Raw genomic sequence first — 22,694 nt, 5'->3', positions numbered from 1 at the left:
ACAATAGATAGTTCGGCTTTTTTCTTGACAAAATAAAAATACGTATTATAATACGCATTATGAAAAACTTAATGGAGGTGTCATGAAAAATAATTATACATATCCAGCTAAAATAAAAAGAACAGTGGAAGAAATCGTATTAGAATTTGTGGACTTCCCAAACGTAATTGCGATAGCTAATTCTGAAGAGGGCCTAATCGAAATAGCGCAGGAAGCATTGGCATTGTCGATATTGGATTGCATGGATCAGGGCAAGGAACCACCCAGCGCATCAGTTGTGGAGGAAGGTGCGGTTTATGTTCATGTCTGGCTGCCGTACTATAAAAATATGGCTAAGGAAGTGTACGTCAAGAAGACTGTTACCATTCCGCAGTGGCTTGATATTCTGGCGAAAGAGAATAATGTAAATTTTTCTGCCTGCCTGGTAAAAGGGATTAAAGAGGAACTGGGAATATAGAGGGGTAACTTTTGAGTTTGGAGGAAAGATGGAGAATATAAAAGTAACAAAAGAAGAACTATTGCACAATCCGAAAATTACTAATGAAGAAATATGTGATTATGCGTATGGAATCCTGGGAACAGATAACGGTTGGGTTTATGGGCGGATAGTTGAAGAAAACACAAAATCATTTCAGATGAGGCCGTATGACGTTTATGGAAAGCCAGCCACATTATTCCTGCGTGAAAAAACATGTAGAATCGATTTGGATAGAGACAAGGATCTAAAAATAGGCAATTATATATGTGGAAGACTCGATCCTAGAAAAGATAAGAATAAGTGGTCCTATTATCTGATTGATGTTGGAAGACTTGATTCAAAAGAGGAATTCACAAATAAGCTGATTGAAAAACTGAAGAAAAAATGGGAATCCGAAGACTTCCGCATAGACAATGATGATCTTCCACAATTTGATGGAAAGATTGCCTTATATGACTGGGCAACGGATTACGTCGAGGCGATGCTGGAAAGAAAGCATAAAGTCTTTAATCGTAAGATCGAAACCGGGAAAGCAGAGTTAGAGGGTATTGTAAATAAGATAGATAAAAAACAATCCGAATTGAATAAAATTCAAGGCAACAAAAATCAGATGGAGGAGGAATTTAAACAGCTGAAGAAGCAGATAAAAGAAGCTGAGCCTAAATATGCACATTATCTGGAGCTGGGGATACTTTCGGATCATCAGATGGTGCCAGATATTAGAAAAGATTACGCCTATAGTTCTTATGAAGAATTGATTAATCAGGTATGGGGCTATCTTTGGAAAAATGAAAATCTCTATTACGAGAAAGCGATAATCAAAGCATTTATGAATGCTTTAAGAACAAAACAGCTGACTCTTTTATGGGGAAGACCGGGAACCGGAAAGACCAGTCTGCCTATAAAGGTGGCACATGCTCTTGGGGCAAAGTGTATACGAATACAGGTACAGTCTAATTGGACAGATAACCAAGATTTGATTGGCTTTTTTAATGTTGTGGATAAACGTTATGTATCGACACAATTTCTTGATGCGCTTATTGAGGCAGAAAAAAATCCGGAGCAGCTTTATTTTATTCTTCTGGATGAGATGAATCTGGCTAATGTTGAGTATTACTTTTCTGAAATGCTCAATGTTTTTACCTGGGATAAGCCATATGAATTGCCGCTTTATTCTGACAGAATCAGAACCCGACTACAGGCTGAACTTAAGGAAGCTGAAGTGGCAGAAGAAGATATAAGAGAGCTTGTGGCTCAACTTGCAGATATGGATTATTATAAGCCGTCTTTTAAGATCCCTGAGAATGTTAGATTCGTGGGGACACTTAATACGGATGCAACAACAAAAACAATTAGTCCAAAGGTAATTGATAGAAGCTGTCTGATCGAACTTCAGGCAATGGCTGAAGAGGTTAAGAGAACAGAAGCAGAGAACTTGCCCGAAACGGTTGTGCTTGATGGAAACAGAGTAGTGGTAAAGGCGGAAAGATTTAAAGTTCCTCCAGCTAACAATAATGAAGATTCGGATTTGCTATCTAAAATTAATGAGATAAGAGTGCTTGGGTTGCCAGTATCAAACCGTGTGAAAACATACATTAATCAGTGGAATGGCGGGGATGAAACTTTAATAGACCTGGATGAGGTTGTTCTTGTAAAAATTCTTCCGGCAATTGATCTTGATTATAAACATAATCATCAGACCAAAACGATGATTGAAGAATTGAAGAAAATTATTCAAGATTGCGAGAGATCATTTAGGAAAATTGAGAGGATGGAGAAACAGGCAACGGATACGGAGAGGTTAAAGTATTGGGAGGACTAATTGATGGAAGGTTACGCGATCGAAGTAGTCCTTGTAAATGCAACATTTAATAAAAAGGGCCTTTTAAATAATGGGGAATTACCAATCATGTCGCTTGAGGAGGTGGATCCTGCAGATTATCCCGAATTTGTCAGCCTAGGCAAGTGGGTTGATGGTGGTGAATTGTCGTTTCAACCATATCTGCGGGCAGAAATTGAAGACACATACAAAAATGTCGATATTTCCATAAAAATCAATCCTCACACAACATCAGTAAAATCAGTTTCAACGGAGGCAGGAGATATTTATCAGAAATTTGTCAGAGAGGATGGCGTAATATACTTTCTGCCACCCCGGAAATGGGAGATTAATATACGGCTTCAGGAAACCGTTGTGTCACACTATACTACAGTAGGATACGAGGTGCTGCAGATCTCGTTTGAAGGCCGGACGGAATCGATGAGGTTGATATCCGGAAGGACAGATAAAGAGTCGAATTTCTATAAAGAATTAATCCAGGACCTGGTTTCGATACAACAACAGCTATGTATAGACGAAAAGAGCTCCATGTCAATGGCTTTGACATGGACGGATGCGCTATATGATAATACGGAACGGACAATTAGAGAGTTTTGTGAAGCGTTTTGGATGCTTGAGAAAGATGCCCAAGCTGAACTTCGACAATATAAATGCAAACAGTCATTCAATAAAGTAAAAAAGATAACACAGCAGGCTCTTGTCGAGCATGAAATTTTCCATATGGATAAGGTAACTGCAATCGCACATCGAGAAGTGTTAGATACATTTGAACATCGTGTCATTAAGACACACATTGACCGTTTAAAAAGACTGATTTCTGTCAGACAAAATATTGAGACAACTGCACTTGAAAACGAGAAATTAAGGTTGGAATCTAGCCTGACTAGACTGAATTTTTCAGAGGAAGAATTAGAAGATGAGATTATACGCATCAATGACAATATAAAGGATAAAAAAGATAATTTAAAAAATAGTTTAACGCATAATAGACCTCTGGAACCTGAATTGCAAACTGTTTTTATACAGATTAAACTGAACAAGCGGGATGAGATCGATAATTTTTTCAAATATCAAATTTCAAAAGAACCTCCGCAAATAAGTTTGTTTACACAGACGGGCGTAAAAAATGCAGATGATTGTCAATATCGTGTAAAGACTAAAACGGTATGGTCTGAACGGCAAGCGTATAAGACAAATAATGCTAAAACAACGGCTTTTATAAATATGACGTTGCCAATGGATTGTCTTGAATCTGCAGCCTTATTATTTAAGTATACTGATTCTAATTTTGATTCATCTAAGCGTGTTAACAGCGGTGATACTATTGGCATTAGGGGAAAGGTATTACCAAATTATGACATTACTAAAAGCAATCAAGAATATGCCAGTTTTACATTTCATTTTAGAACTATCGAAAAGATATCACGATTTAAGAAGCCGGATGAAGAGGAAAAAATATTTTTAGCAAAGGAAATAAGTCCGGAAGAAAAAGAATCAGCAATAGCAGCTTTTCGTGAATTTATTCTTGATCAGGTCAGCGACAGTGATGACGACAGCAGGGGTTTCCTCAAAGAATATGAGGATAGTCAAAAACAAAAAAAAGAATTAAATTTAAAACTGAAAAATAAAAATGAACGTGATAAACGTTGGAACGATTTGGAAAAAAAACTGGATCGGATAGATGAAACCGATCTTATAAAAAGCGTAAGCAAAGAAAGAACACCCATTCGCTCATCAAATTTGTTTTCGTTTAATCCGTTATATCGGAGAATCTATAAAATAATGAAAACCAATAGTGGTGCCATGGATGGCGTTGATTATTATTCAAGTGATGAGGAATTCAGAGTTGCCAAATTACCGGAGCTATATGAAAAATGGTGTTGCATAAAACTGGTTATGCTCTTTGTTGATAGTTATGGTTTCCAAATTAAAGGAATAAATGGTGAATATGAAAATGATGGCGTTTTGGGATTTAAAAATCTGATTAAGGATATATTAGATGAGCGGGCTTCACTTAATGGAACAAGGTTTGATCTAAAATCTGATCAATTAAATGGAACTACAATGGACGTGTCGATATGGTATGATAGGAAATTTCGCATTGATAAAGACTATTTAAAAAAAATTAATGTTTTTGCTAAAGATACGCATGCCAGTTTACGACCAGACATATTTATGAAAATAGATTATGACAACAAGTCACGATTATTTGTATTTGATGCAAAATATCGAGGCAACCAGAATTATGATGGAAAGAAGGATCTCTGCGAAGTTGCTTTCCAAAAGTATACCACGGAGCTTACTCAGGGGATGAATTTAAAGGATGAATTTGGATCTTGTAATCTCCCAACTGAAATTATCTCTGGCTCGTTTATTCTGCATAGTAGCATGCAGACTGTGGCTAATACAGATGAAGTAAAGGATGGGCAGGGCAAAAAGGTTGAGTTACACTATGATGCCAAGAAGTATTTGGGAGATTATCTGGATATATGGTCAGAAAAGTGGATCGAAAAAGCAAGCGAAAATAATTGGGATGTTAATAAGGAAAAACTTCAAGAATGGTCAATGTGGAAAAGCGGATTGAACAACAATGAAAACAAGTTAGGAATTATTACCTGTAATCCGAAAAGCAATCAGCTTAACTATGTAATCCAGATGATAATGGAACAGCAATTTGGATTATATCAGTCAAAATGCTGGATTTGTGGTGGAACAGTTGAGATATCGCCGAAGTACACCGAGAAAGGGAATACAAAATATCATATTAAATGCCAAAATCCTGAATGTGGAAAATTTATGGTAGAAACACATTGCGGTCAGAGTGGGTGTACTTCTCATGATGAAAATATTAAAATTGGAAAGCATACAGAAAATTATTATGCCAGGGCAACGAGTAGCAATTCATGTGCTTGTTGGAATGTATCCTGTCCTAAATGCAGGCAAACAGCTCCGAATAATAAAAAAAATAATATTCCGCTAACTGTACTGTTGTCGCGTGCAGTGTTATTCGAGTGGAATAGGTGAAAAGCTTCCGTTTCTTTAGTGTTAAAAAAAACCGGACTATCTCTGAAGAGACAGCCCGGTTTTTTTTTCGAGAGTTGTTAAAACATCGACCGAAACTCTGCCATTGCCGTGATTAGCGATAATCACGGTATTTTTATGGTCAAGCTTACGATACTGGCGGCTTGAACCCATGGTTCTTACCAAAATCCAGCCATTACGGGTGATAATTTTCTCGAGTTTAATGTAATTCATATACAGCCTCCTTTGTGCTTTGTTAACAGTAACAAAAGGTCTGCTTTCTAGGCACATCGAAGCTCTATGAATGGTTCAATTATATGAAGATTAGTGCTCGAAGTCAAGGAAAGAAAAATGACAAATAGCAGTTGACTTATTTTTAGTGCGTGTTATAATACGTGTAACAACCAATAAAACACGTATCATGATACGTGCTAGCGAGAGGCAGGAAATTATATGATCACATGTTTTAAATGTAAAAGGGAACTTGAAGAGGTATCGGATATCGGAGAAATGGTACGCAGCTATGACGGGAATGATTTTTGCTTTTGCAAAAAGTGTCAGCAGGAGTTGGCACAGATGGCAGAAATAATTCCAAAGAATTTAGCGACATTACCGGATGAAGAGGAGGATTGCTCGTATGTTCTTGATGATCTTAGAGAGGCTTATGCATTTGCTGATGAAGGCATTTATCCAATAGGAGATTGGTGCGATTGGCTCTGATGGTTTAATTGTTGTGATGTACATAATATAGAAAGTATTTGGGAGGTAGGCTTGAGTACGAACCATTTGGAATGGAAAAAATGACAGAGGCCATTACCTATTATTGCCAGCTCATTGATCAGCTGAATGCCCTGGCCGGGGAGCGTACCGGCCAGCCGGAATGGGGCCGGTTCACGAATTTTAATTTTACCCGCGATCGGGTCGATGTGGTCTGTGAATTACTGGCCAATCTGGTAGTCGGCCTGATTTCTTTTGCCATTTTTTTCCTGCCCTCCATCAATCGGGATAACCGGGTTCAGGAATTTAAATATGGCGAAGACTTTGTCAATAAAGGTAGATCAAATATCCTGAGCATAGACCCGGAAGGGTTCAAAATGGTAGGTATCGATGACTGATTTATACAAAATCATAAATCATCCCACTTTCAACCAATTCCTGATAAATTTTTTTCGGATAGGCGATGAGTGCCTGATCGAGTAGCGACCGTGAAAAGCTTTGGCTTTTGAGGTAGTTACACAAATAATTAAGCTGTTCGACATTGTTAAAATCGATGCTTGAAAGGGCTTCGAGAAATTCAATCAGGGTTCCATTTTCATTGGTAATAGGCGTTCGGGAACGCCTGAGAATCACAGCTTGACCGCCGACTAGAACTTGTCGCTTGCGGTTGGTTTCATTGTTGGTTGAAATTTCGATGACGTTGGGAACCTGGGTGGTGAGCCCCCATTTATTCAGCAAGGCCAGACCGGTTAAAACGCCGTACTGATTGTTATCGTCGCTAAGATATTTTCGCCGGATCACATCAGCGGGATTTAGCGACGATTCACCAAAGATGGTTTTTTCTGGGATATAGTAAATACCCTTTTGAAAGCGTCGGAGCGCTCCGGTCTTAGCCATCCGGGAAAAGGATTTTCTTAACGCATCACCGGAAATTATGTTTGCATTTTCCAGATCAGATAAAAAAATTGGGGTATTTGGTTTAAATTCAGATTTAATTTGAGCAAGTGTCAGCATCGGTATCACCTCATCTTTATTATAGTTGGTTTGGGAAGGATAGGCAAGTATTTATAAGAACAATGTATAAAATTGTGACATTGTTTAAGCAAAGGATGATGGTTGCTATCGATCTGACTCAAGTTGTTGTTATCTCAGCAGTTGGAGACGATTTTCCAACGAATAAAACAAACAGGTCAGGACAACCCCCTCGTTGTCCCGAACCTGTTTTTTACTTTCTATGTATCGATCCAACCAATCACCCTTCCACCCGACGCTGCTTAATCAGTACCAGGGTTACCCCCAGCACCGCTATCCCAAAGGCCAGCACCAGTACCATGCTGGTAAAAATCGACTGAAGCGTGTCGGCATTGAAACTGACTGCATTGGCGATTTCATTATTGGCCTTAACATACCAGTAGGTCGGAGTAAAGCTGGCAATCATCAGGACATTGGGGCCAAGCAGTTCCTGGGGTACAAAGACGCCGCTGAGAAAGCTGGTGCCCAGAGCAAAGACATTGGCCACTGCTGACATGGCGCCCCGGCTTTTAACCAGGTTGCCGATCAGATAGCTGATCGAAAGTGCTGCCAGGGTAAAGACAAAGGAATTAAGCAACAGCAGCAGGCCATTGGTGGTGAACATGTAGCTGCCATACATCACAAAGCTGGCAGCGATCAGCACCAACCAGGTCAGTACCGCATAACTGATATTACCAAAAATCATCTGAACGTTCATTGTTGCTGCGCGCATCGGCGAACAGAGGTTGCGTCGCTTCAGATCGGTATCATTAAAGACCAGCATTACCGAACAGACCCCCAAAATCAGAATAGCAAAAAGCGAATAGGAAAGATAATTAAAATAGTAGCTAGATTTTTCAGCGTTATCCGAGTGGCGATCACTTGAGATAACCGTGACCTCGGTTTCTTTGGTCAGATCTGTTTTCAGATAGCTGACCAGTTCGGTCTGGGTTAGTTCGGGCAGATAAGTGACATAGGTTTTTGCAGTATTTAAGTATTTGTTGATCAGCAGATCTATATAAATATTACTGGGAGAATCAGGGACGATGGTTTTTTCCAGTTGGATATCCTGGCCGTTTAGCATCGCTGCGGTGAAGCCTTCCGGCACCCGCAGGATGTATTCAACCTGCCGAAAAAACAGCGCATCCTGAAGTTTTTGGGAATCATCAGGAAGATCCACCAGGTTGGCGTATTCGCCCAGATAGTTTTTAAGCCCTGCCACCAGTTGAGAATCATCGTCTTCATTAATAAATGCAATATTGACCCGGGTTTTAGTAAAATCGGTATCCTGGGGCGGGTTGTAGGCGTTGGTCAATAGTAGTGCCAGTACCATAAAGACCACCAGATAGATGAGGATCTGGCCCCGGTTCTTCTGGATGATCCGAAAAAAAGCTTTATAAACTTGCATATTTCTGTCTCCTTAACACAAAGTACGTAATTGCGCTGAATAAAATGGTGAAACCACACAACAGCAGGATATTGGTGAAAAACTGAGTGTGCGTATTGTAGTAATAGAGGGCATAAAAGCTGTCGGTGATCAGGTTGGCCGGGTTGAGGTAGCCAAGAATCGGGATTTTAGTGGCGATGATATACTTCATATCGGCAAACATCATTCCGGCCAGGAAGCACATCGTCATGGTGGAGCCGATTAGGATTCCTGTCTTCAGCCCCTCACCTTTTTTGACAATGACTCCGACGCAGGCCCCGAAAGTCACCCCGGTGAGGCTTCCGACGACACAGGTCAGAGCGACATAACCCAGCTGATCGCCGAAGCTGATGCCCAACACGCCGATCACAAAGGCCAGCAGAATAAGCAGTTCCACCAGTTGAACGGTGGTAGCCGCCAGCATTGAAGAGATAAGGACACTCAGCTTATTGGTCGGTGCCAGATTGATTCGGGCCCCGACATCCGAAAGATCAGCCTGGATGGCAACCACTTCTTTGACCCCCAGAAAGCCGCCGTATAAACAGGTCATTGCAATTAACGCATAAAAATAATTGACAACTGGATCGGGGTTGGAGTTGCTGGCCGAAACGGCCCGCAAGTATTCGGTGCGATTGGTAATCCCGGCCAGGATACCTTGATCCAGGGCAGTGGAATTTTTGGTGATAACGGTGACGATGGTAGCCGAAGATTGTAAAAAATCATCCAGAAAGCCCCGGATAATGGTCTGATTAAGACCGGATCGATTGACCACCAGGTTGAGGTCCGGGTCGAAAACGATATATCCGTCAATCTGATTGTTGGTGAGCAACTCGTCTGCGTTCGCTCGGGTGGTATAGGTAACCTCAAAAATATCAGTAGTGTCGTCCAGGGCTTCGCTGAAAGCCGGGTTGGCATCAAGATCTTCATTCTCAACGACGGCTACCTTAACTTTAACAAATTCTTCGGCGCTGGTAATATTAGAAAAAGCCAGATTGAACAGGGTAGCCAGCAGAATAGGAAACATCAGGGTCCAGAACATCAATTCCCGATCCCGGAGAATGCACTTAAGTCGATAGCGATAATTAAATAAAAACATGGCTCCTCCTAATCTCGTAACTCTTTGCCGGTGATTTCCAGAAAGACATCGTTAAGTGTTGGTGGCTCGGAATAGATTTTTCCAATGGCAATCTGTTGATCTTTCAGGTGATCCAGAATGGGGATCAGATTATTCTTACCACGCTCAGACTTGATCACCAACTGGTGGTCACGGCGTTCGGCTGAAATGATATGGGGTAGGGCGTTAATTCCGGCCAGGTCGAGATCTCCGGGATTGAGCAGTTCGAGGTTGATGTGTTCCCCGGATTTGATCATTTTCTTCAGCTCTTCGTTGGTGCCCATGGCAATGATCTTGCCTTTATCCATGATGGCAATACGACTGGCGATCTGCTCCACCTCTTCCATATAATGCGAGGTGTAGATAATCGTGGCGCCCTGCTGATTCAGCTTCTGGATCCCTTCCAGAATATTGTTGCGACTCTGAGGATCGACGGCCACAGTTGGTTCATCGAGAATAATAAGCTTTGGCTGGTGGGCAATTCCACAGGCGATGTTTAAGCGTCGCAGCAGCCCACCACTGAGTTTTTTGGGATAGAATTTAGAAAAATCATTCAGACCGACAAAATCAATGGCCTCGGCCACCAGTTTTTTACGGGTCTGTTTATCAGAAATGTACAGACCGCAAAAGTAGTCGATATTTTCATATACAGTCAGTTCATTAAAAACAGCGACATTCTGCATGACAATCCCGATGTCCCGCTTAAGATGGTAGGCATCCGGAGTCATCGGTTGATCGAAGATATCAATTGTTCCCTTATCGTATTTTAAGAGCGATAAAATACAGTTGATGGCGGTGGTTTTTCCTGAACCGTTGGGGCCCAGCAGCCCGAGGACTTCCCCTTCCTGTACCTCCAGATTGAAGTGATCGAGAGCGATCAGATCGCCGTAACGTTTTACCAGATTTTTGACATTAATGACCATTTTCTTTCTCCTTTATCGGTATGCCTGCTTAAGCAGCAGCGCAAACAGTTTTATATTGGTTGATGCTTTTATTTTACGCCATTGGCACACGCTTTAATAGTGATAAGCCTCCCGATCGGGTATGACAAATGTCACCATTTATGTTAAAGTAGTGATAAAATTGTAGTGCTGACAGCGATACGATTCTGATAAAGGCAGGTAAAAATGAATAAGCTGATTGATAAGGTAATTGTTTTTGGATTCTGTCTGGCCTTGTATCTAACCACGGTGGATAATGTGCTGCTGATTGCTCCGGTACTGGTGGCGGTGATTTTTGCGGCGGCATCCAGTTATTTAAAGGAAGGGCCGGTGACAGCGGGATTGTTTGGCGGCTATCTGCTAATCTGTTTTTTTGAGCCGGTTTATCTTTTATTTGTGCCACTGATCGGCTATGACATTTTGATTTCCCGCTATAAATGGTTGTGGACGCTGGCGCTGCTGCCAGCCGCAACCGGTTTTACAGCGCTGAGTGGCACTGCGGTGGTGCTGATTCCGGTATTTATGTTGGTGGCTTATTTTGTCAAAAAACGGACGCTCTCGCTGGAAACACTCAGACAGGATTACAATGCTCTCCGGGACACCACCCGGGAAACCGCCCTGCAGCTGGAAAAAAAGAATAAAATGCTGATGGAAAAGCAGGACTATGAACTGAATCTGGCCACTTTGACTGAACGCAACCGGATTGCCCGGGATATTCATGATAATGTCGGACACATGCTGTCCCGGAGTATTTTGCAAACCGGGGCGCTGTTGGCAATCAGCCAGGAAGAAAAAACTCGGGAAGGGTTAATTCAGATCAAAGAAACCCTTTCAGAAGCCATGGATAGTATTCGAAACAGCGTCCACGATCTTCACGATGAATCCCTGGATTTGCAGCTGGAACTGCAGACGCTGATTAAGAATTTTGAATTTTGTCCGGTTAAATTTGACTATGATGTGGAATCGCCGTTGGATAAAGAAGTGAAATATTGTTTTATCGCGGTGGTCAAGGAAGCCTTATCCAATACGATTCGTCATTCTCAAGCCAATGAAGTGGAACTGGTGGTTCGGGAACATCCGGGATTGATCCAACTGGTGGTACAGGATAACGGCAGCGGCAGTGCCAGTCTTGATGGCGACGGTATCGGGCTAAAAAATATCAGAGACCGGGTGGCTGCCCTGAATGGCAACGTTCATATTACTACGGAGCGGGGATTTCGGATCTTTATCTCCGTGCCTAAAAATGACTTGTAGAAATGAATTTGTAATTTAAAACATCGAACGGAATTTGCTTTGATGTCGGTTTTTGCAAACAATTTAGTAACGTGTAGGTGAACAGTCGATAGACTGTCCGCCCTAGTGTAGAAATTCGCAAAGGCAATGAGCCAATCACAAGCTTGCTTGTAGTTGGCGACTGCCCGCGACAAAGAAGAAATTCGCTTTGCGATTTCTTCTGGTTGTTTAGCGCAAACCGGCAGCGAAGCTCGTGGCAGTTTGTTAAATTGCCTAAAGTATAAAATAGAGGGGGAAACATGAAAATACTTGTTGTCGATGATGACCGGCTGGTCTGTGCATCACTAAAAACCATTATTGAAGCTCAGGGGGATATTGAAGTGATTGGAATCGGGCACAATGGCGAAGAAGCGATTGCCTTATACCGTAAGCTTAAACCGGATGTGCTGCTGATGGATATCCGGATGGAGGTGAAAACCGGGCTGGAAGCCGCTGCGGCAATCCTGGCCATTGATCAAACGGCCCGAATTTTATTTTTAACTACTTTTTTAGATGATGAATATATTATCAAAGCGCTTAAACTGGGAGCAAAAGGGTATATCATCAAACAGGATTTTGAAAGCATTGTACCTGCCCTAAGAGCAGTAGAGATCGGTCAAAGTGTCTTTGGCCAGGATATTGTGACCAAGATTCCGGGACTGATTAATCAGCAAGAACCCCGGTCGGTAGATTATTTTGATCTGAGTGAGAAGGAACGGGAACTGCTCGACCGGGTGGCCCAGGGGCTTAGTAACCGGGAAATTGCCGAGAGCCTGTATTTAAGTGAAGGAACCGTGCGAAACCGCATTAGCGTGATTTTGGAAAAACTGAATCTCCGGGATCGGACTCAGTTGGCCATCTTTTTCTACAAAAACCTGAACTGAGGTTTTAGCAGTTAAAAGCAAAAAAAGCCATCGCTGATGTTGGGGATAATCTCTTTACGATGAAAGAAGATGAAACCATGAAAAAGATAAGAACTGGAATGTGGATGATGCTGCTCGGATTGATGCTAATGATTTCCTTGTCGGTTTGTGTCAACGCAGTGGAAACAAAGCCGCAGGCTGTGACTTTCCAGAGCAGTTACCAAACCCATATCCAGAATGTCGGCTGGCAGGAATGGCAGTCGGATGCTGGTGTCAGCGGAACGACCGGCCGCTCACTGCGCCTGGAAGGGATCAGATTAAAAATCAACGATCACCCTAATTTAGGAATTACCTACAAAACCCATGTTCAGAATATCGGCTGGCAGAACTGGGTTGATGACGGTGCCGAGGCTGGGACGACAGGCCGGTCATTACGGATGGAAGCAGTCCGCATCAAACTCACTGGTTCTGAAGCGGAGAAATTTGACGTGTATTATCAGGCGCATGTTCAGAATCAGGGCTGGCAACAATGGGTTAAAAACGGTGAGTTAGCAGGAACCGAAGGGCTTTCCTATCGGATGGAAGCGATCCGGATGGTGATCACCCCCAAAGGAGCAGCCCCGCCGGACGACACAACTGCTTTTAAAAACGTAATCGTGCTGATTTCAGATGGATGCGGTGCCAACCATATTCTAGCTACCGACTATTTCACCGGTGGTCAGGGCGGAATCCAGGTATATGAGAACTTTCCAACCCAGTATTTTATGAGTACCTACTCGACCGGAAAAATCGAATCTGCAGATGATGCCCGTTATACCTATGATCCAGCCACGATTTGGAGCAGTTTTGATGAGCTGAAAAACAGGCCGACGGATTCCGCCGCTTCTGCCACCGCCATGGCCACTGGTACTAAAACCTATAATGGCGCGGTCGGAGTCGATCCCAATCAGAATAATTTACGTAATCTGACTGAAGATTTTGAAGCAAACGGAAAATCCACCGGAGTGGTCACCTCAGTGGAACTCAGTCATGCCACCCCGGCAGCTTTTGTGGCGCATGACACGGATCGCAGTAATTACAGTGGGATTGCCAATGAAATGATCAGAGATAGTAGGATTGATGTGATCATGGGCGCTGGAAATCCTTTATATAATGATGACAGCGTTAAACGTAGCAGCATTGAAGCCGAGCATTATCAATTTGTCGGTGGCCAGGAAACCTGGGCGGCTCTGGAGGCGGGAGCCTTGGGCAATGACGCCGATGGCGATGGCGATCCTGACTCATGGCAGCTGATCCAGACCAAGGCCGATTTTGAAGCCCTCCAGAGCGGAGCCGCACCGGATCGGGTGATCGGCGTGCCACCGGTTTATACGACCCTGCAGTATGGCCGGACTGGCGATGTTAATGCCCAGCCTTTTGCGGTTGCGTTGAATAATCAGGTGCCCTCGCTGGCGACAATGGCCCGGGATTCCCTTAATGTACTGGACAATAACGAGGAGGGATTTTTCCTGATGATTGAAGGCGGCGCTGTTGATTGGGCCGCCAGTAAGAATCAGAGTGGTCGAATGATTGAAGAAGAAACTGCGTTTAACCAGGCCGTTGCCGCGGTGTGTGACTGGGTGGAAGGTAACAGCAGTTGGTCAGAAACCCTGGTGATTGTCACCAGTGATCACGAAACCGGCTATTTAACAGGCAGTAGTGGTATTTATAATGAGGTGGTCAATAATGGAAAAGGGGTCATGCCGACGATGGTCTGGAACAGCCAAAGCCATACGAATCAGCTGGTGCCTATTTTTGCCAAAGGGCCGGGTTCCGATTTGTTTAGAAAATATGCTGTGGGTTCCGACCCGGTTCGGGGTGCCTATATCAATAACACCGATATTCCCAGGGTGATCCGGGAATTACTAAAATAACAAAAATACCTGTTACGCAGCATACAATAATGCGGTAACAGGTATTTTTCAAGTTCGTTTAGATACGGCATTAGGCCAAGCGGTAAGGGCCCAGAACGGTGTTAAGAATCGCAGTCAACTGCTCAGGTAAGATACCGAAGACAATCGCCACTCCTTCTACCTGACAGCGACGGCTGTCGTTGTAATGCCAATCGGGTTTTTCTTCGGTGAGGGAAATCATACAGCTTTGACCTTCGGCAGTCAGATTGGCCTTGATATGGCCGATGATCCCCCCCCGTTCAGTAATTTGGGCGGCGATTTTTTTAAGCGCCGCATCCAGGGTGGTTACTGCTTCTTCAAAGCTTAGCTCAATCGTTAAGCGATATGAGCCAACCAGGCTGGCATCATGGGTTTTTACCGTAATCGCTTGAGGGTTGTGTTGATGGCGCTCAGGTTGATGGGCGGGCGCAGCGTGGTGATGGTCACCATGACAACCACAATTTTCGTCATGACGATGGTGAGGTTGTTGGCTATTCATTGATTGGTGCCTCCTGTTCGGTATTCAAGATGGTTCCCCAAATGACCGGGTCAATCGGCTGGGCGGCGCTGATTCTGAAGCATTTGGCGTGGTCGTTAAAGGATCGGATGGAAGTCTCCACTTCGGACAAGGTCTGGTCGTCGACCAGATCGATCTTATTGATCAGAATCACATCAGCAGCTTCCAGTTGCCCTTCCAGGAGCATCTCCATAGGCTGCAGCAGCCGTAACCAGCGTTTGGCATCGGTGATACAGGTGACCTGAACCGTAAGTTCTGGCAGCGACTGGTTGATGGTCTGGCGGATGTTATCGGGAAAGGCCACGCCAGTCGTTTCCATGATTATCAGCTCGGGATTGAAATCGGTTCTGATCCGATGCAGATTCAGAATCAGTTCTCCGGACATGGTACAGCAGACGCAGCCGGAAAATAGATTGGTTACCTGGTAGCCGTTTTTTTTGAGTAAGCTGTCATCAACACTGACCTCACCGATTTCATTTTCCAGAATGACCACCCGGGTCGTATTGGAAGGCTGATTCCCGATCAGATGGCCGGCAAGCTGCAATAAAACGCTGGTTTTTCCGGAACCCAGAAATCCCCCTAAGATAATAATGTTCATATTAATTGTAAACTGTTTTGCTCAGACGATTTGCTTCATCGACGATCCAGCCGTTGACTTCCTGAACCTTGGGGTCAAAATAATCCAGCGAGGTCAGCATCCCATTGAAGATAAAACCGCCGTTGGGTGCAAGTCGATCAAAGGTGTTTCGAACCGCTTCCCGGACTTCTTCTTCATCGACCACTGGCCAGGTGCTGGGCATTCTAAATTCAAAACCGCCGTTGATTGCCAGCTTGGCGCCATATTTTTGTTTTACTCCCACCAGATCATTTTCAACCTGAGCCGGATCCCAAACGTTGACCCCGATGTCCACCATTGAGGGGATCAAATCTTCGCAGCGACCGCAATTATGGTAAAAAATTGGAATATTTTCGTCTCTGACCAGATCCAGACATTTTTTATAACGGGGTACAAAGATCTCTTCAAATAATTTGGGCGAAATAAAGGGGTTGAGTTTTGAAGCGGTATCATCGAGCAGGTAATAGCCTTCCGGTTTATAAAAGTGAAGCAGATTTTTGGTGATATAGAGGGAGTGTTCCAGCATGTAGTCAAGCAGCTCTTCAACTTCTTCCTGTTCTTCATAGATGGCGCAAAGCCCCTCAGTAAAGCCCATAAACCCGATGAACTGCTGAAATAAGTCAGCAAATCCACTGAGAACAAAGGCTGTTTGGTCAGGATCCTGAACGTATTTTTTACGGTCATCCCGGGCTGCTGCTTCCCAGTCAAAGCCGGTATAGTCCGGAGCTTTGATCACATCCCGCCATTTAGTCACATCGGTCAAAATAAAGTCATTGGGTTTTGGCAGGGCGGCAAAATTAATTTCTTCACCGGTTACAAAGGTGACGCCCCAAGGGTCGACACCGCCCCCAGGCCCCCGAAAACTGCCTAAAATACAGGGGTCGGCCATGGTAAGAAGCGGTGCATTAGGACCGAAATAAGATGAAACCGGCACATATTCCGGCATTTCGCCCCGGGCTACCCGCAAAAAATTTTCCTTCTGAGTTAAATGAGCTGTCATGCTTGTCCTCCTTAATGGTTGAATTATAAACAAGTTTAATATTCAAATACGGTTTTGTCAACACATTTGTAATAATAAATAAATTTACTATAATATCGTTTTCATAAACGATAGTTGTCCTGATATCATAATAAAATGATGCAATACCTAAAAAATATGTGAACTGGTCAGCAAGTAAAAGCTTCTCGGTTAAAAAAGATCGATTGATGGTGACTGCGATTATTAAATAAATTCAAAATATGTAAGTGAGACAAGTAAGGCAGAGCTACTGACAAAAGCTGCTTAGTCAATAGGTTTTGTTAATCCGCTAAAAACGCCGTTAGCTGGTTGTGTCTGACTTAAACATAGCATATAATTAAAAAAGCATAAAAATACAAAAAAAGTAGTCAGCGAAATCGGGGAGATCCGATTTTTTATGAAATGAGTGGGAGAGAGGTTGCAATGAGAAGTTCGTCGAACCATTATCAAAACAGGTTCAGGTTGATCGTCAATGTGGTTTTAATTGCTTTGCAATTAGGAATCATCGGATTGGTTATCCTGCAGTTTTCTGAAGATGCAGTGGTTGCCTATTGGATCATTGAAGGGGTGGCTGTTTTTGTGGTGCTTAATATTGTCTATCGCAAAAAGACGGCCGCCTATAAAATTTCATGGATCATTTTTGTGTTGGCATTTCCAGCCGTTGGGATTGTTATTTATTTTATCTGGGGACGGCAGCGGGTTCCCAAAAAATCAAAAAAACGCTGGGATGAAGTGAATCAGCGTACCTTTTTAAGATTGGAACAGAACCAGGCTGTGTTGGAATCGATTGATGACAAGAGCATCAGAAAACAGGTGGAGCTGGTTCATCGGCTGAGTGATCTGCCGGTTTGGCAAAATACCCGAACGACCTATTTGAAGCTGGGCGAGGACATGCATCGGGCGAACCTGGAAGCCATTAAAACGGCTGAAAAATTTATTTTTCTGGAATATTTTATTGTTACCGGTGGTAAAATGTACGATGAACTGATGGCCGCCCTCTATGAAAGAGCGGCGGCCGGGGTAGAAATCCGGATGTTGGTGGACGAGATGGGAAGTCTGTCGACCCTGCCCAAAGATTTTTATCAAAGCTGTGCGGCACACGGGATAAAGAGTATTCCGTATAACCCTTTTTCGCCATCACTGTTTAAGTTTATCAGCTTTCGGGATCACCGCAAGATGACCATAGTTGATGGCCGGGTGGCCATCACCGGTGGCATTAATATCGGTGATGAATACATCAATCAAAAGGTGCGTTTCGGCCATTGGAAGGATATGGCCATTCGGCTCGAAGGGGCGGCGGTTTTTAGCCTCACCACCATGTTTATTAATATGTGGGACTATTCCACCGGGGCGGTTTCGCAACTCGATGACTTCAAGGCGACAGTCGCTCCGGAGACAGACGATGAATTGGTAATGCCGTTTTGTGATGGGCCGATGAACCCCCGAAATCCAGCGGCCAACACCTATATGACTATTTTTGCCAACGCTAAAGAGTATCTCTATCTGACCACTCCTTATCTGATTCTGGATACGGATCTGACGAATTGTATTTTACTGGCAGCCCGTAGCGGAGTGGATGTGCGAATTATCACCCCGGGTATTCCCGATAAAAAGCTGGTTTATGCCACCACCCGGGCATTTTACGGCGAGCTGCTGGCGGAAGGGGTGCGGATTTATGAATACACCCCGGGCTTTATTCACGGCAAGGTACTGGTCACCGACGATCAGGTTGCGATTGTTGGCTCCATCAATATGGATTACCGCAGCCTGACCTGGAATTACGAATGCGGTACCTGGGTTTACGGCTCGCAAACGGTGCAGGAGATCAAGGCTGACTTGCTGGATTGTATCAAAGCGAGTCGGGAAGTGCATTATTCGGATTGGGAGCAAACCGCATTTTTAACAAAAGTGGGGCAGGCAGTTTTAAGAATTATGGCACCATTGATGTAATTGAAAGGATATGAAATGAAAATATGTGCAATTCAAATGCAGGTGATCCTAAGACAGATTGACGTTAATTATCGTAATGCCGAGGGCTTAATCCGCCAGGCTGCAGCCGCTGGGGCAGATGTAGCGGTGTTGCCGGAAATGTGGAGTGGCGGGTTTATTACCGATGATCTGGATGAGCGGTTGGCGGATGGGCAACGGGCGAAAGCGTTTCTGAGCCAATTGGCCGAGGAACTGCATATTAACATTGTCGGAGGTTCGGTGGCCACGAAAAAAGGCAGTTATTTTTATAATACCGGCTACGTGGTTAATCGGCAAGGAGTAATTATTGCCGATTATGACAAGGCCCACCTGTTTAGTTATGCCGGTGAAGACAAGCGTTTCGGGGCGGGCCAGCAGTTGGTTACCTTTGACCTTGACGGCATTCCCTGCGGGATCATCATCTGTTATGAGATCCGTTTCCCCGAATGGGCCAGAAAACAGGCGCTGGCTGGTACAAAGGTGCTTTTTGTCCCGGCTGAATGGCCCTTACCCCGGGTTCGTCATTGGCGGGTTCTGAATCAGGCCCGGGCTATCGAAAACCAGTTTTTTGTGGTCGCCGTTAATGGCTGTGGTGCGGCAGTAAAGGATCAACAAAACGCTGGCAACTCGATGATCATTGATCCTCTGGGCAAGCTACTGGCAGATGCTGGAGCTGATCCGGAAGAAAAATTGATTATCGCCGATGTGGACGTGGCTGAACTGGATCAAACCAGAAAGAGCATGACCGTTTTTAAAGATCGGAGACCTGAATTGTATTAAGAAAGCTTGGATAGTGATATTATACCAAAAAAAGATGCGTTACCTGGTAGCGGATCTTTTTTTATGGCATCAGTAAAACGACACCCATCGTTTAAATCCATGAGTTCAGGGTAAGATGATCATATAAGCAAAGGTTTTACAGAAGACGATGAACAGATCGCGATCAGATTAGTTCTTTGAAGAACATGGTAAAGAATTAGTTTAGACAATTGCGAAAGTACCGTAAGCGGTGTTTTTAGTTTCGCAAGCACGAATGCGTATTTTTAAAAAAGGAGGCCAAAAATGAACGGGTTAGTAAAACAAGTTTTTTGTGGGCTGATCATTGCTGGTATCTGTGTGTTTCCAATCGGTATTATGGCTAAAGAACAGAATCACGATACTGAATTAATCAAAAACCTTGATTTGGAAGCCAGTGATGAAAACCAGAGCTTAAATGAAGAAACACAACGGTCAGAAATTTCGCTTAACAGCATTCATGCCGGGGATTACTGGTATGATACGATCGTCGGGGGGATCAGGATTGTTGCCTATACGGGAAGCGGTGGTAATGTCGATATCCCAGCTACACTTGATGGCAAAAGTGTGCTGGAAATAGGCAGCGATGTATTTAACGGAAACACCAGCATAACGGGTGTGAACCTGCCAAACAGTGTGACAAGTTTGGGGATGCGTTCGTTTTACAATTGTCCCAATCTGGATTCGGTCTTTTTAGGAAACGGTTTAACAACCATCGGAAATGGTTCGTTCTGGGGTGCCCAGACGCTGAACAGCATCATTATCCCCAGTTCCGTTACGACCATTGGTTATGCGGCCTTTGCCAATTGCAATGCCCTGACTAAAATTACTATTTTTAACAGTACCCTGACTTTTGATGGACAGGTGTTCGGAACCATTCCCCATCTTACCATCTACGGTTATGCCGGATCGACCGCAGAATCTTATGCGTATGCAAATATGCGACCCTTTATCAGCCTGCCTGCTTCCTATGTGGATGTGTACTATTCCACGCATGTTCAGAATGTCGGCTGGCAGAGTGCCAAAAAAAATGGTGAAATCAGTGGGACGGTTGGCCAGGGCCTGCGCCTGGAAGGAATCAAAATTCTGGTGGATAACAGCGAAGTCAATGTGGCCATTCAGTATCAGACCCATGTTCAGAATATCGGTTGGCAACCAATGGTCAGCAACGGTGACCTTAGTGGAACAACCGGTCTTAGTCTGCGTCTGGAAGGAATCCGGATTGAGCTCGATGGTGTCGATGTGGGTAAATATGATGTTTATTATCGTGTCCATGCCCAGAATTATGGCTGGTTGGACTGGGCTAAAAACGGTGCCAGTGCCGGTACCGAAGGGATGGCACTGCGGTTGGAAGGCATTCAGATCATCGTTGTGCCAAGTGGTTCGGCGGCCCCGGGAGCCACCGTTGTACCGTTTGCCAGCAGCTTGAATTAACAAAACTAAGTCAAAAAAAAAAGACTTTGGTGAAATGCTGGACTTGAATGCCAACGGCTAACAAAAAAAGATTTCAAATAATTTATTTTTTTTAAATATTTTTGTTATTTATGATAAAAGAGGGTAAAAACAATATCGTAGTGATAACTGTGTAATTTCACACCAGTTGGGGTGTGATGTACACAGAAAACAATTCCATTGAAAGGAGGAATAGTGAAGTGAAAAAAATGTCGAAATTGATGGCTTTGTTGCTGGTTGTGATGATGGTGTTAATGTTAATACCGGTATCAACATTTGCCGCAGAAGAAGTTGTTGAAGAACCAACACTCGTGGTTCTGGAAGTTGAGGGAGCACCAGTTGATGAGGTGCTAAATACCGCAGTAGAAACGCCAGCAGCAGAAACGCCTGCAGTGGAAACGCCAGCGGCGGTTGAACCAGTGGCAGCAGCGCCGGCAGTGGAAACGCCAGCTGCTGAAACCCCAGCTGCTGATGCACCGGTTGTAGCCGTTGCTGAAGCACCAGTAATCGAAACTGCAGCAGATGAAGGAACCATTGAGGTAAAAGCAGTTCCAGCACTCGGTTTATGGAGAGATGCAACAACCTTTATTGATGTACTCCTGAACACCGTTGGTACTGACTACTCTTATGATGCAATAACCAACGCCTTAACCTTAAACGGTTTTGTTGGCAAACAGGTTGTTGCAGCTGATATGGGTAGCAATTTTGCCATGATCCTCAAAGGTGAAAACCTTGTTGTGAATCCGGATGGCTGCGCAGTTGAAGTTGTCGGAAACCTGACCATGGGCGGACCTGGCGAACTGACGGCAGTCGGCGAATATTCAGCAATTCATGTCATGGACGGCGATCTCGTGCTTAATGATGGTGATTATGAATTAACCGCTTTAACAAGTGACAATACCCATAATGCCTATGGTATACTTGTTGACAATGGTGATTTAATCATCAATGACGGATGGCTTGATGCAACGGCAGTCCATACTGGAACCGGCGGAGCCTATGGTCTCTGGGCAGACAATGACCTGGTAATCAACGGCGGCGACGTCGATGTCATTACTGATTCAGTTAGTGGCCAGAGCATGGGTATTGGCGCTGGCGATGACGCCATCGTTAAAGGCGGATACACAACTGTTAAATCAACCACCGAAACTGGTGTAGCAACTGCATTATATGCAGCTAGCTGGGTTGTAATCCGAGATGGTATTCTGGATCTTTGTACCTCTGGTGGTGTTAATCCGTTAGCTATCTATGGCGGCGAAGGTGTTTGGATCAGTCCTTGCTATGGTGATGTCGATCTGACCGCATCCTGTTTGTATCTGGAACCATATCTCTGTTACCAGAAATCATCTTCTAACCCAAAAACTGGTACTCAAGACATGGGTCAGGATGCATTAATGGCTACTATGGGATTATTAGCACTGATGGGTATGGCTTATCTGATCAGCAAAAAAGAAATCAAAGCATAAATACACACACTATTCACAAAAAAGCAGTACAGTAGACGAAAACCATTGGTTTTAGTTGCGTTTATTGGTTGTTAAAAATGAACTCCGATTACTGATCGACGCATCGCGAAACGGTCAATAAAAGGAGTTCTTTTTATGTGGCCCATCTAAAAGAGCGTAACCGAGATTATTTTAGGTGAGTTGATAAAATATTTCATTGACATCGATTACCGAGGCCGATAAGATTAATAAGAGAAACTGGTGATAAA

Annotated in this window: 20 protein-coding genes; 12 read left to right on the top strand and 8 right to left on the bottom strand. The window is 43.8% G+C overall.

The features are described from left to right. Positions 1-82: 82 nt before the first annotated feature. The 3 genes from ACWI_RS04755 to ACWI_RS04745 are packed head-to-tail and all read left to right on the top strand — an operon-like array spanning position 83 to position 5,342. The gene (locus ACWI_RS04755; protein WP_070370285.1) at positions 83-457 is read left to right on the top strand and encodes a type II toxin-antitoxin system HicB family antitoxin; all 375 of its coding nucleotides are present in this window, start codon (positions 83-85) and stop codon (positions 455-457) included. Positions 458-485: 28 nt separating this feature from the next. After that, positions 486-2,300: an AAA family ATPase gene (locus ACWI_RS04750; RefSeq protein WP_070370284.1), complete on the top strand. Its 1,815-nt coding sequence runs from the start codon at positions 486-488 to the stop codon at positions 2,298-2,300. A gap of 3 nt (positions 2,301-2,303) precedes the next feature. Next, positions 2,304-5,342, top strand: a complete 3,039-nt coding sequence (locus ACWI_RS04745) for a nuclease domain-containing protein (RefSeq protein ID WP_070370283.1) — start codon at positions 2,304-2,306, stop codon at positions 5,340-5,342. Between the two features lie 36 nt (positions 5,343-5,378). On the opposite strand, the gene ACWI_RS04740 is transcribed toward ACWI_RS04745, so the two are convergent. Continuing rightward, the gene (locus tag ACWI_RS04740) at positions 5,379-5,573 is read right to left on the bottom strand and encodes a type II toxin-antitoxin system HicA family toxin (protein ID WP_070370282.1); all 195 of its coding nucleotides are present in this window, start codon (positions 5,571-5,573) and stop codon (positions 5,379-5,381) included. A 342-nt stretch (positions 5,574-5,915) separates the two neighbouring features. Here ACWI_RS04740 and ACWI_RS18955 point away from each other — a divergent pair, with 342 nt between their 5' ends. Next, positions 5,916-6,059: a hypothetical protein gene (locus tag ACWI_RS18955; protein WP_175440896.1), complete on the top strand. Its 144-nt coding sequence runs from the start codon at positions 5,916-5,918 to the stop codon at positions 6,057-6,059. Positions 6,060-6,130: 71 nt separating this feature from the next. Beyond that, complete coding sequence (locus tag ACWI_RS04730; RefSeq protein ID WP_070370280.1) at positions 6,131-6,454, top strand: hypothetical protein; 324 nt, start codon at positions 6,131-6,133, stop codon at positions 6,452-6,454. Position 6,455: 1 nt separating this feature from the next. Here ACWI_RS04730 and ACWI_RS04725 read toward each other — a convergent pair whose 3' ends face one another. The 4 genes from ACWI_RS04725 to ACWI_RS04710 all read right to left on the bottom strand — a co-directional run bounded on the left by ACWI_RS04725 (position 6,456) and on the right by ACWI_RS04710 (position 10,530). Further along, positions 6,456-7,070: a DUF6088 family protein gene (locus tag ACWI_RS04725; RefSeq protein WP_070370279.1), complete on the bottom strand. Its 615-nt coding sequence runs from the start codon at positions 7,068-7,070 to the stop codon at positions 6,456-6,458. 238 nt (positions 7,071-7,308) lie between these two features. After that, positions 7,309-8,475: an ABC transporter permease gene (locus tag ACWI_RS04720; RefSeq protein ID WP_070370278.1), complete on the bottom strand. Its 1,167-nt coding sequence runs from the start codon at positions 8,473-8,475 to the stop codon at positions 7,309-7,311. After that, positions 8,462-9,589, bottom strand: a complete 1,128-nt coding sequence (locus tag ACWI_RS04715; RefSeq protein WP_070370277.1) for an ABC transporter permease — start codon at positions 9,587-9,589, stop codon at positions 8,462-8,464. Before ACWI_RS04715 ends, ACWI_RS04720 begins: the two co-directional genes overlap by 14 nt. Positions 9,590-9,597: 8 nt before the next feature. Beyond that, positions 9,598-10,530 carry an ABC transporter ATP-binding protein gene (locus ACWI_RS04710; protein WP_070370276.1) on the bottom strand — a complete coding sequence of 311 codons (933 nt, stop codon included), beginning with the start codon at positions 10,528-10,530 and terminating at the stop codon, positions 9,598-9,600. A gap of 204 nt (positions 10,531-10,734) precedes the next feature. Here ACWI_RS04710 and ACWI_RS04705 point away from each other — a divergent pair, with 204 nt between their 5' ends. The 3 genes from ACWI_RS04705 (at position 10,735) to ACWI_RS04695 (ending at position 14,596) form a co-directional block, all read left to right on the top strand. Further along, positions 10,735-11,802: a sensor histidine kinase gene (locus tag ACWI_RS04705; protein ID WP_070370275.1), complete on the top strand. Its 1,068-nt coding sequence runs from the start codon at positions 10,735-10,737 to the stop codon at positions 11,800-11,802. A 278-nt stretch (positions 11,803-12,080) separates the two neighbouring features. Then, the gene (locus ACWI_RS04700; protein WP_070370274.1) at positions 12,081-12,704 is read left to right on the top strand and encodes a response regulator transcription factor; all 624 of its coding nucleotides are present in this window, start codon (positions 12,081-12,083) and stop codon (positions 12,702-12,704) included. Positions 12,705-12,781: 77 nt separating this feature from the next. Further along, the gene (locus ACWI_RS04695) at positions 12,782-14,596 is read left to right on the top strand and encodes an alkaline phosphatase (protein ID WP_175440895.1); all 1,815 of its coding nucleotides are present in this window, start codon (positions 12,782-12,784) and stop codon (positions 14,594-14,596) included. A gap of 70 nt (positions 14,597-14,666) precedes the next feature. Here the strand turns inward: ACWI_RS04695 and ACWI_RS04690 are convergent, their stop codons facing one another. The 3 genes from ACWI_RS04690 to ACWI_RS04680 are packed head-to-tail and all read right to left on the bottom strand — an operon-like array spanning position 14,667 to position 16,747. Beyond that, the gene (locus tag ACWI_RS04690; RefSeq protein ID WP_070370272.1) at positions 14,667-15,113 is read right to left on the bottom strand and encodes a hypothetical protein; all 447 of its coding nucleotides are present in this window, start codon (positions 15,111-15,113) and stop codon (positions 14,667-14,669) included. Next, the gene (locus ACWI_RS04685; RefSeq protein ID WP_070370271.1) at positions 15,106-15,729 is read right to left on the bottom strand and encodes a GTP-binding protein; all 624 of its coding nucleotides are present in this window, start codon (positions 15,727-15,729) and stop codon (positions 15,106-15,108) included. Before ACWI_RS04685 ends, ACWI_RS04690 begins: the two co-directional genes overlap by 8 nt. 1 nt (position 15,730) lies before the next feature. Next, positions 15,731-16,747 carry a uroporphyrinogen decarboxylase family protein gene (locus ACWI_RS04680; RefSeq protein WP_070370270.1) on the bottom strand — a complete coding sequence of 339 codons (1,017 nt, stop codon included), beginning with the start codon at positions 16,745-16,747 and terminating at the stop codon, positions 15,731-15,733. A 441-nt stretch (positions 16,748-17,188) separates the two neighbouring features. Here ACWI_RS04680 and cls point away from each other — a divergent pair, with 441 nt between their 5' ends. The 4 genes from cls to ACWI_RS18745 all read left to right on the top strand — a co-directional run bounded on the left by cls (position 17,189) and on the right by ACWI_RS18745 (position 22,446). After that, entirely contained in the window at positions 17,189-18,715 is a 1,527-nt protein-coding gene (cls, locus tag ACWI_RS04675; RefSeq protein WP_070370269.1) for a cardiolipin synthase, read from the top strand. A 15-nt stretch (positions 18,716-18,730) separates the two neighbouring features. Further along, the gene (locus ACWI_RS04670; protein WP_070370268.1) at positions 18,731-19,513 is read left to right on the top strand and encodes a carbon-nitrogen family hydrolase; all 783 of its coding nucleotides are present in this window, start codon (positions 18,731-18,733) and stop codon (positions 19,511-19,513) included. 282 nt (positions 19,514-19,795) lie between these two features. Further along, the gene (locus tag ACWI_RS04665; protein ID WP_070370267.1) at positions 19,796-20,962 is read left to right on the top strand and encodes a leucine-rich repeat protein; all 1,167 of its coding nucleotides are present in this window, start codon (positions 19,796-19,798) and stop codon (positions 20,960-20,962) included. Between the two features lie 218 nt (positions 20,963-21,180). Further along, complete coding sequence (locus tag ACWI_RS18745) at positions 21,181-22,446, top strand: hypothetical protein (protein WP_070370266.1); 1,266 nt, start codon at positions 21,181-21,183, stop codon at positions 22,444-22,446. Positions 22,447-22,694 lie beyond the last annotated feature (248 nt).

The sequence above is a fragment of the Acetobacterium wieringae genome, from assembly GCF_001766835.1.
GTDB lineage: Bacteria > Bacillota > Clostridia > Eubacteriales > Eubacteriaceae > Acetobacterium > Acetobacterium wieringae.
Note: the sequence above shows the minus strand (reverse complement) of the source record. Positions and strands in the feature narration are given on the sequence as shown.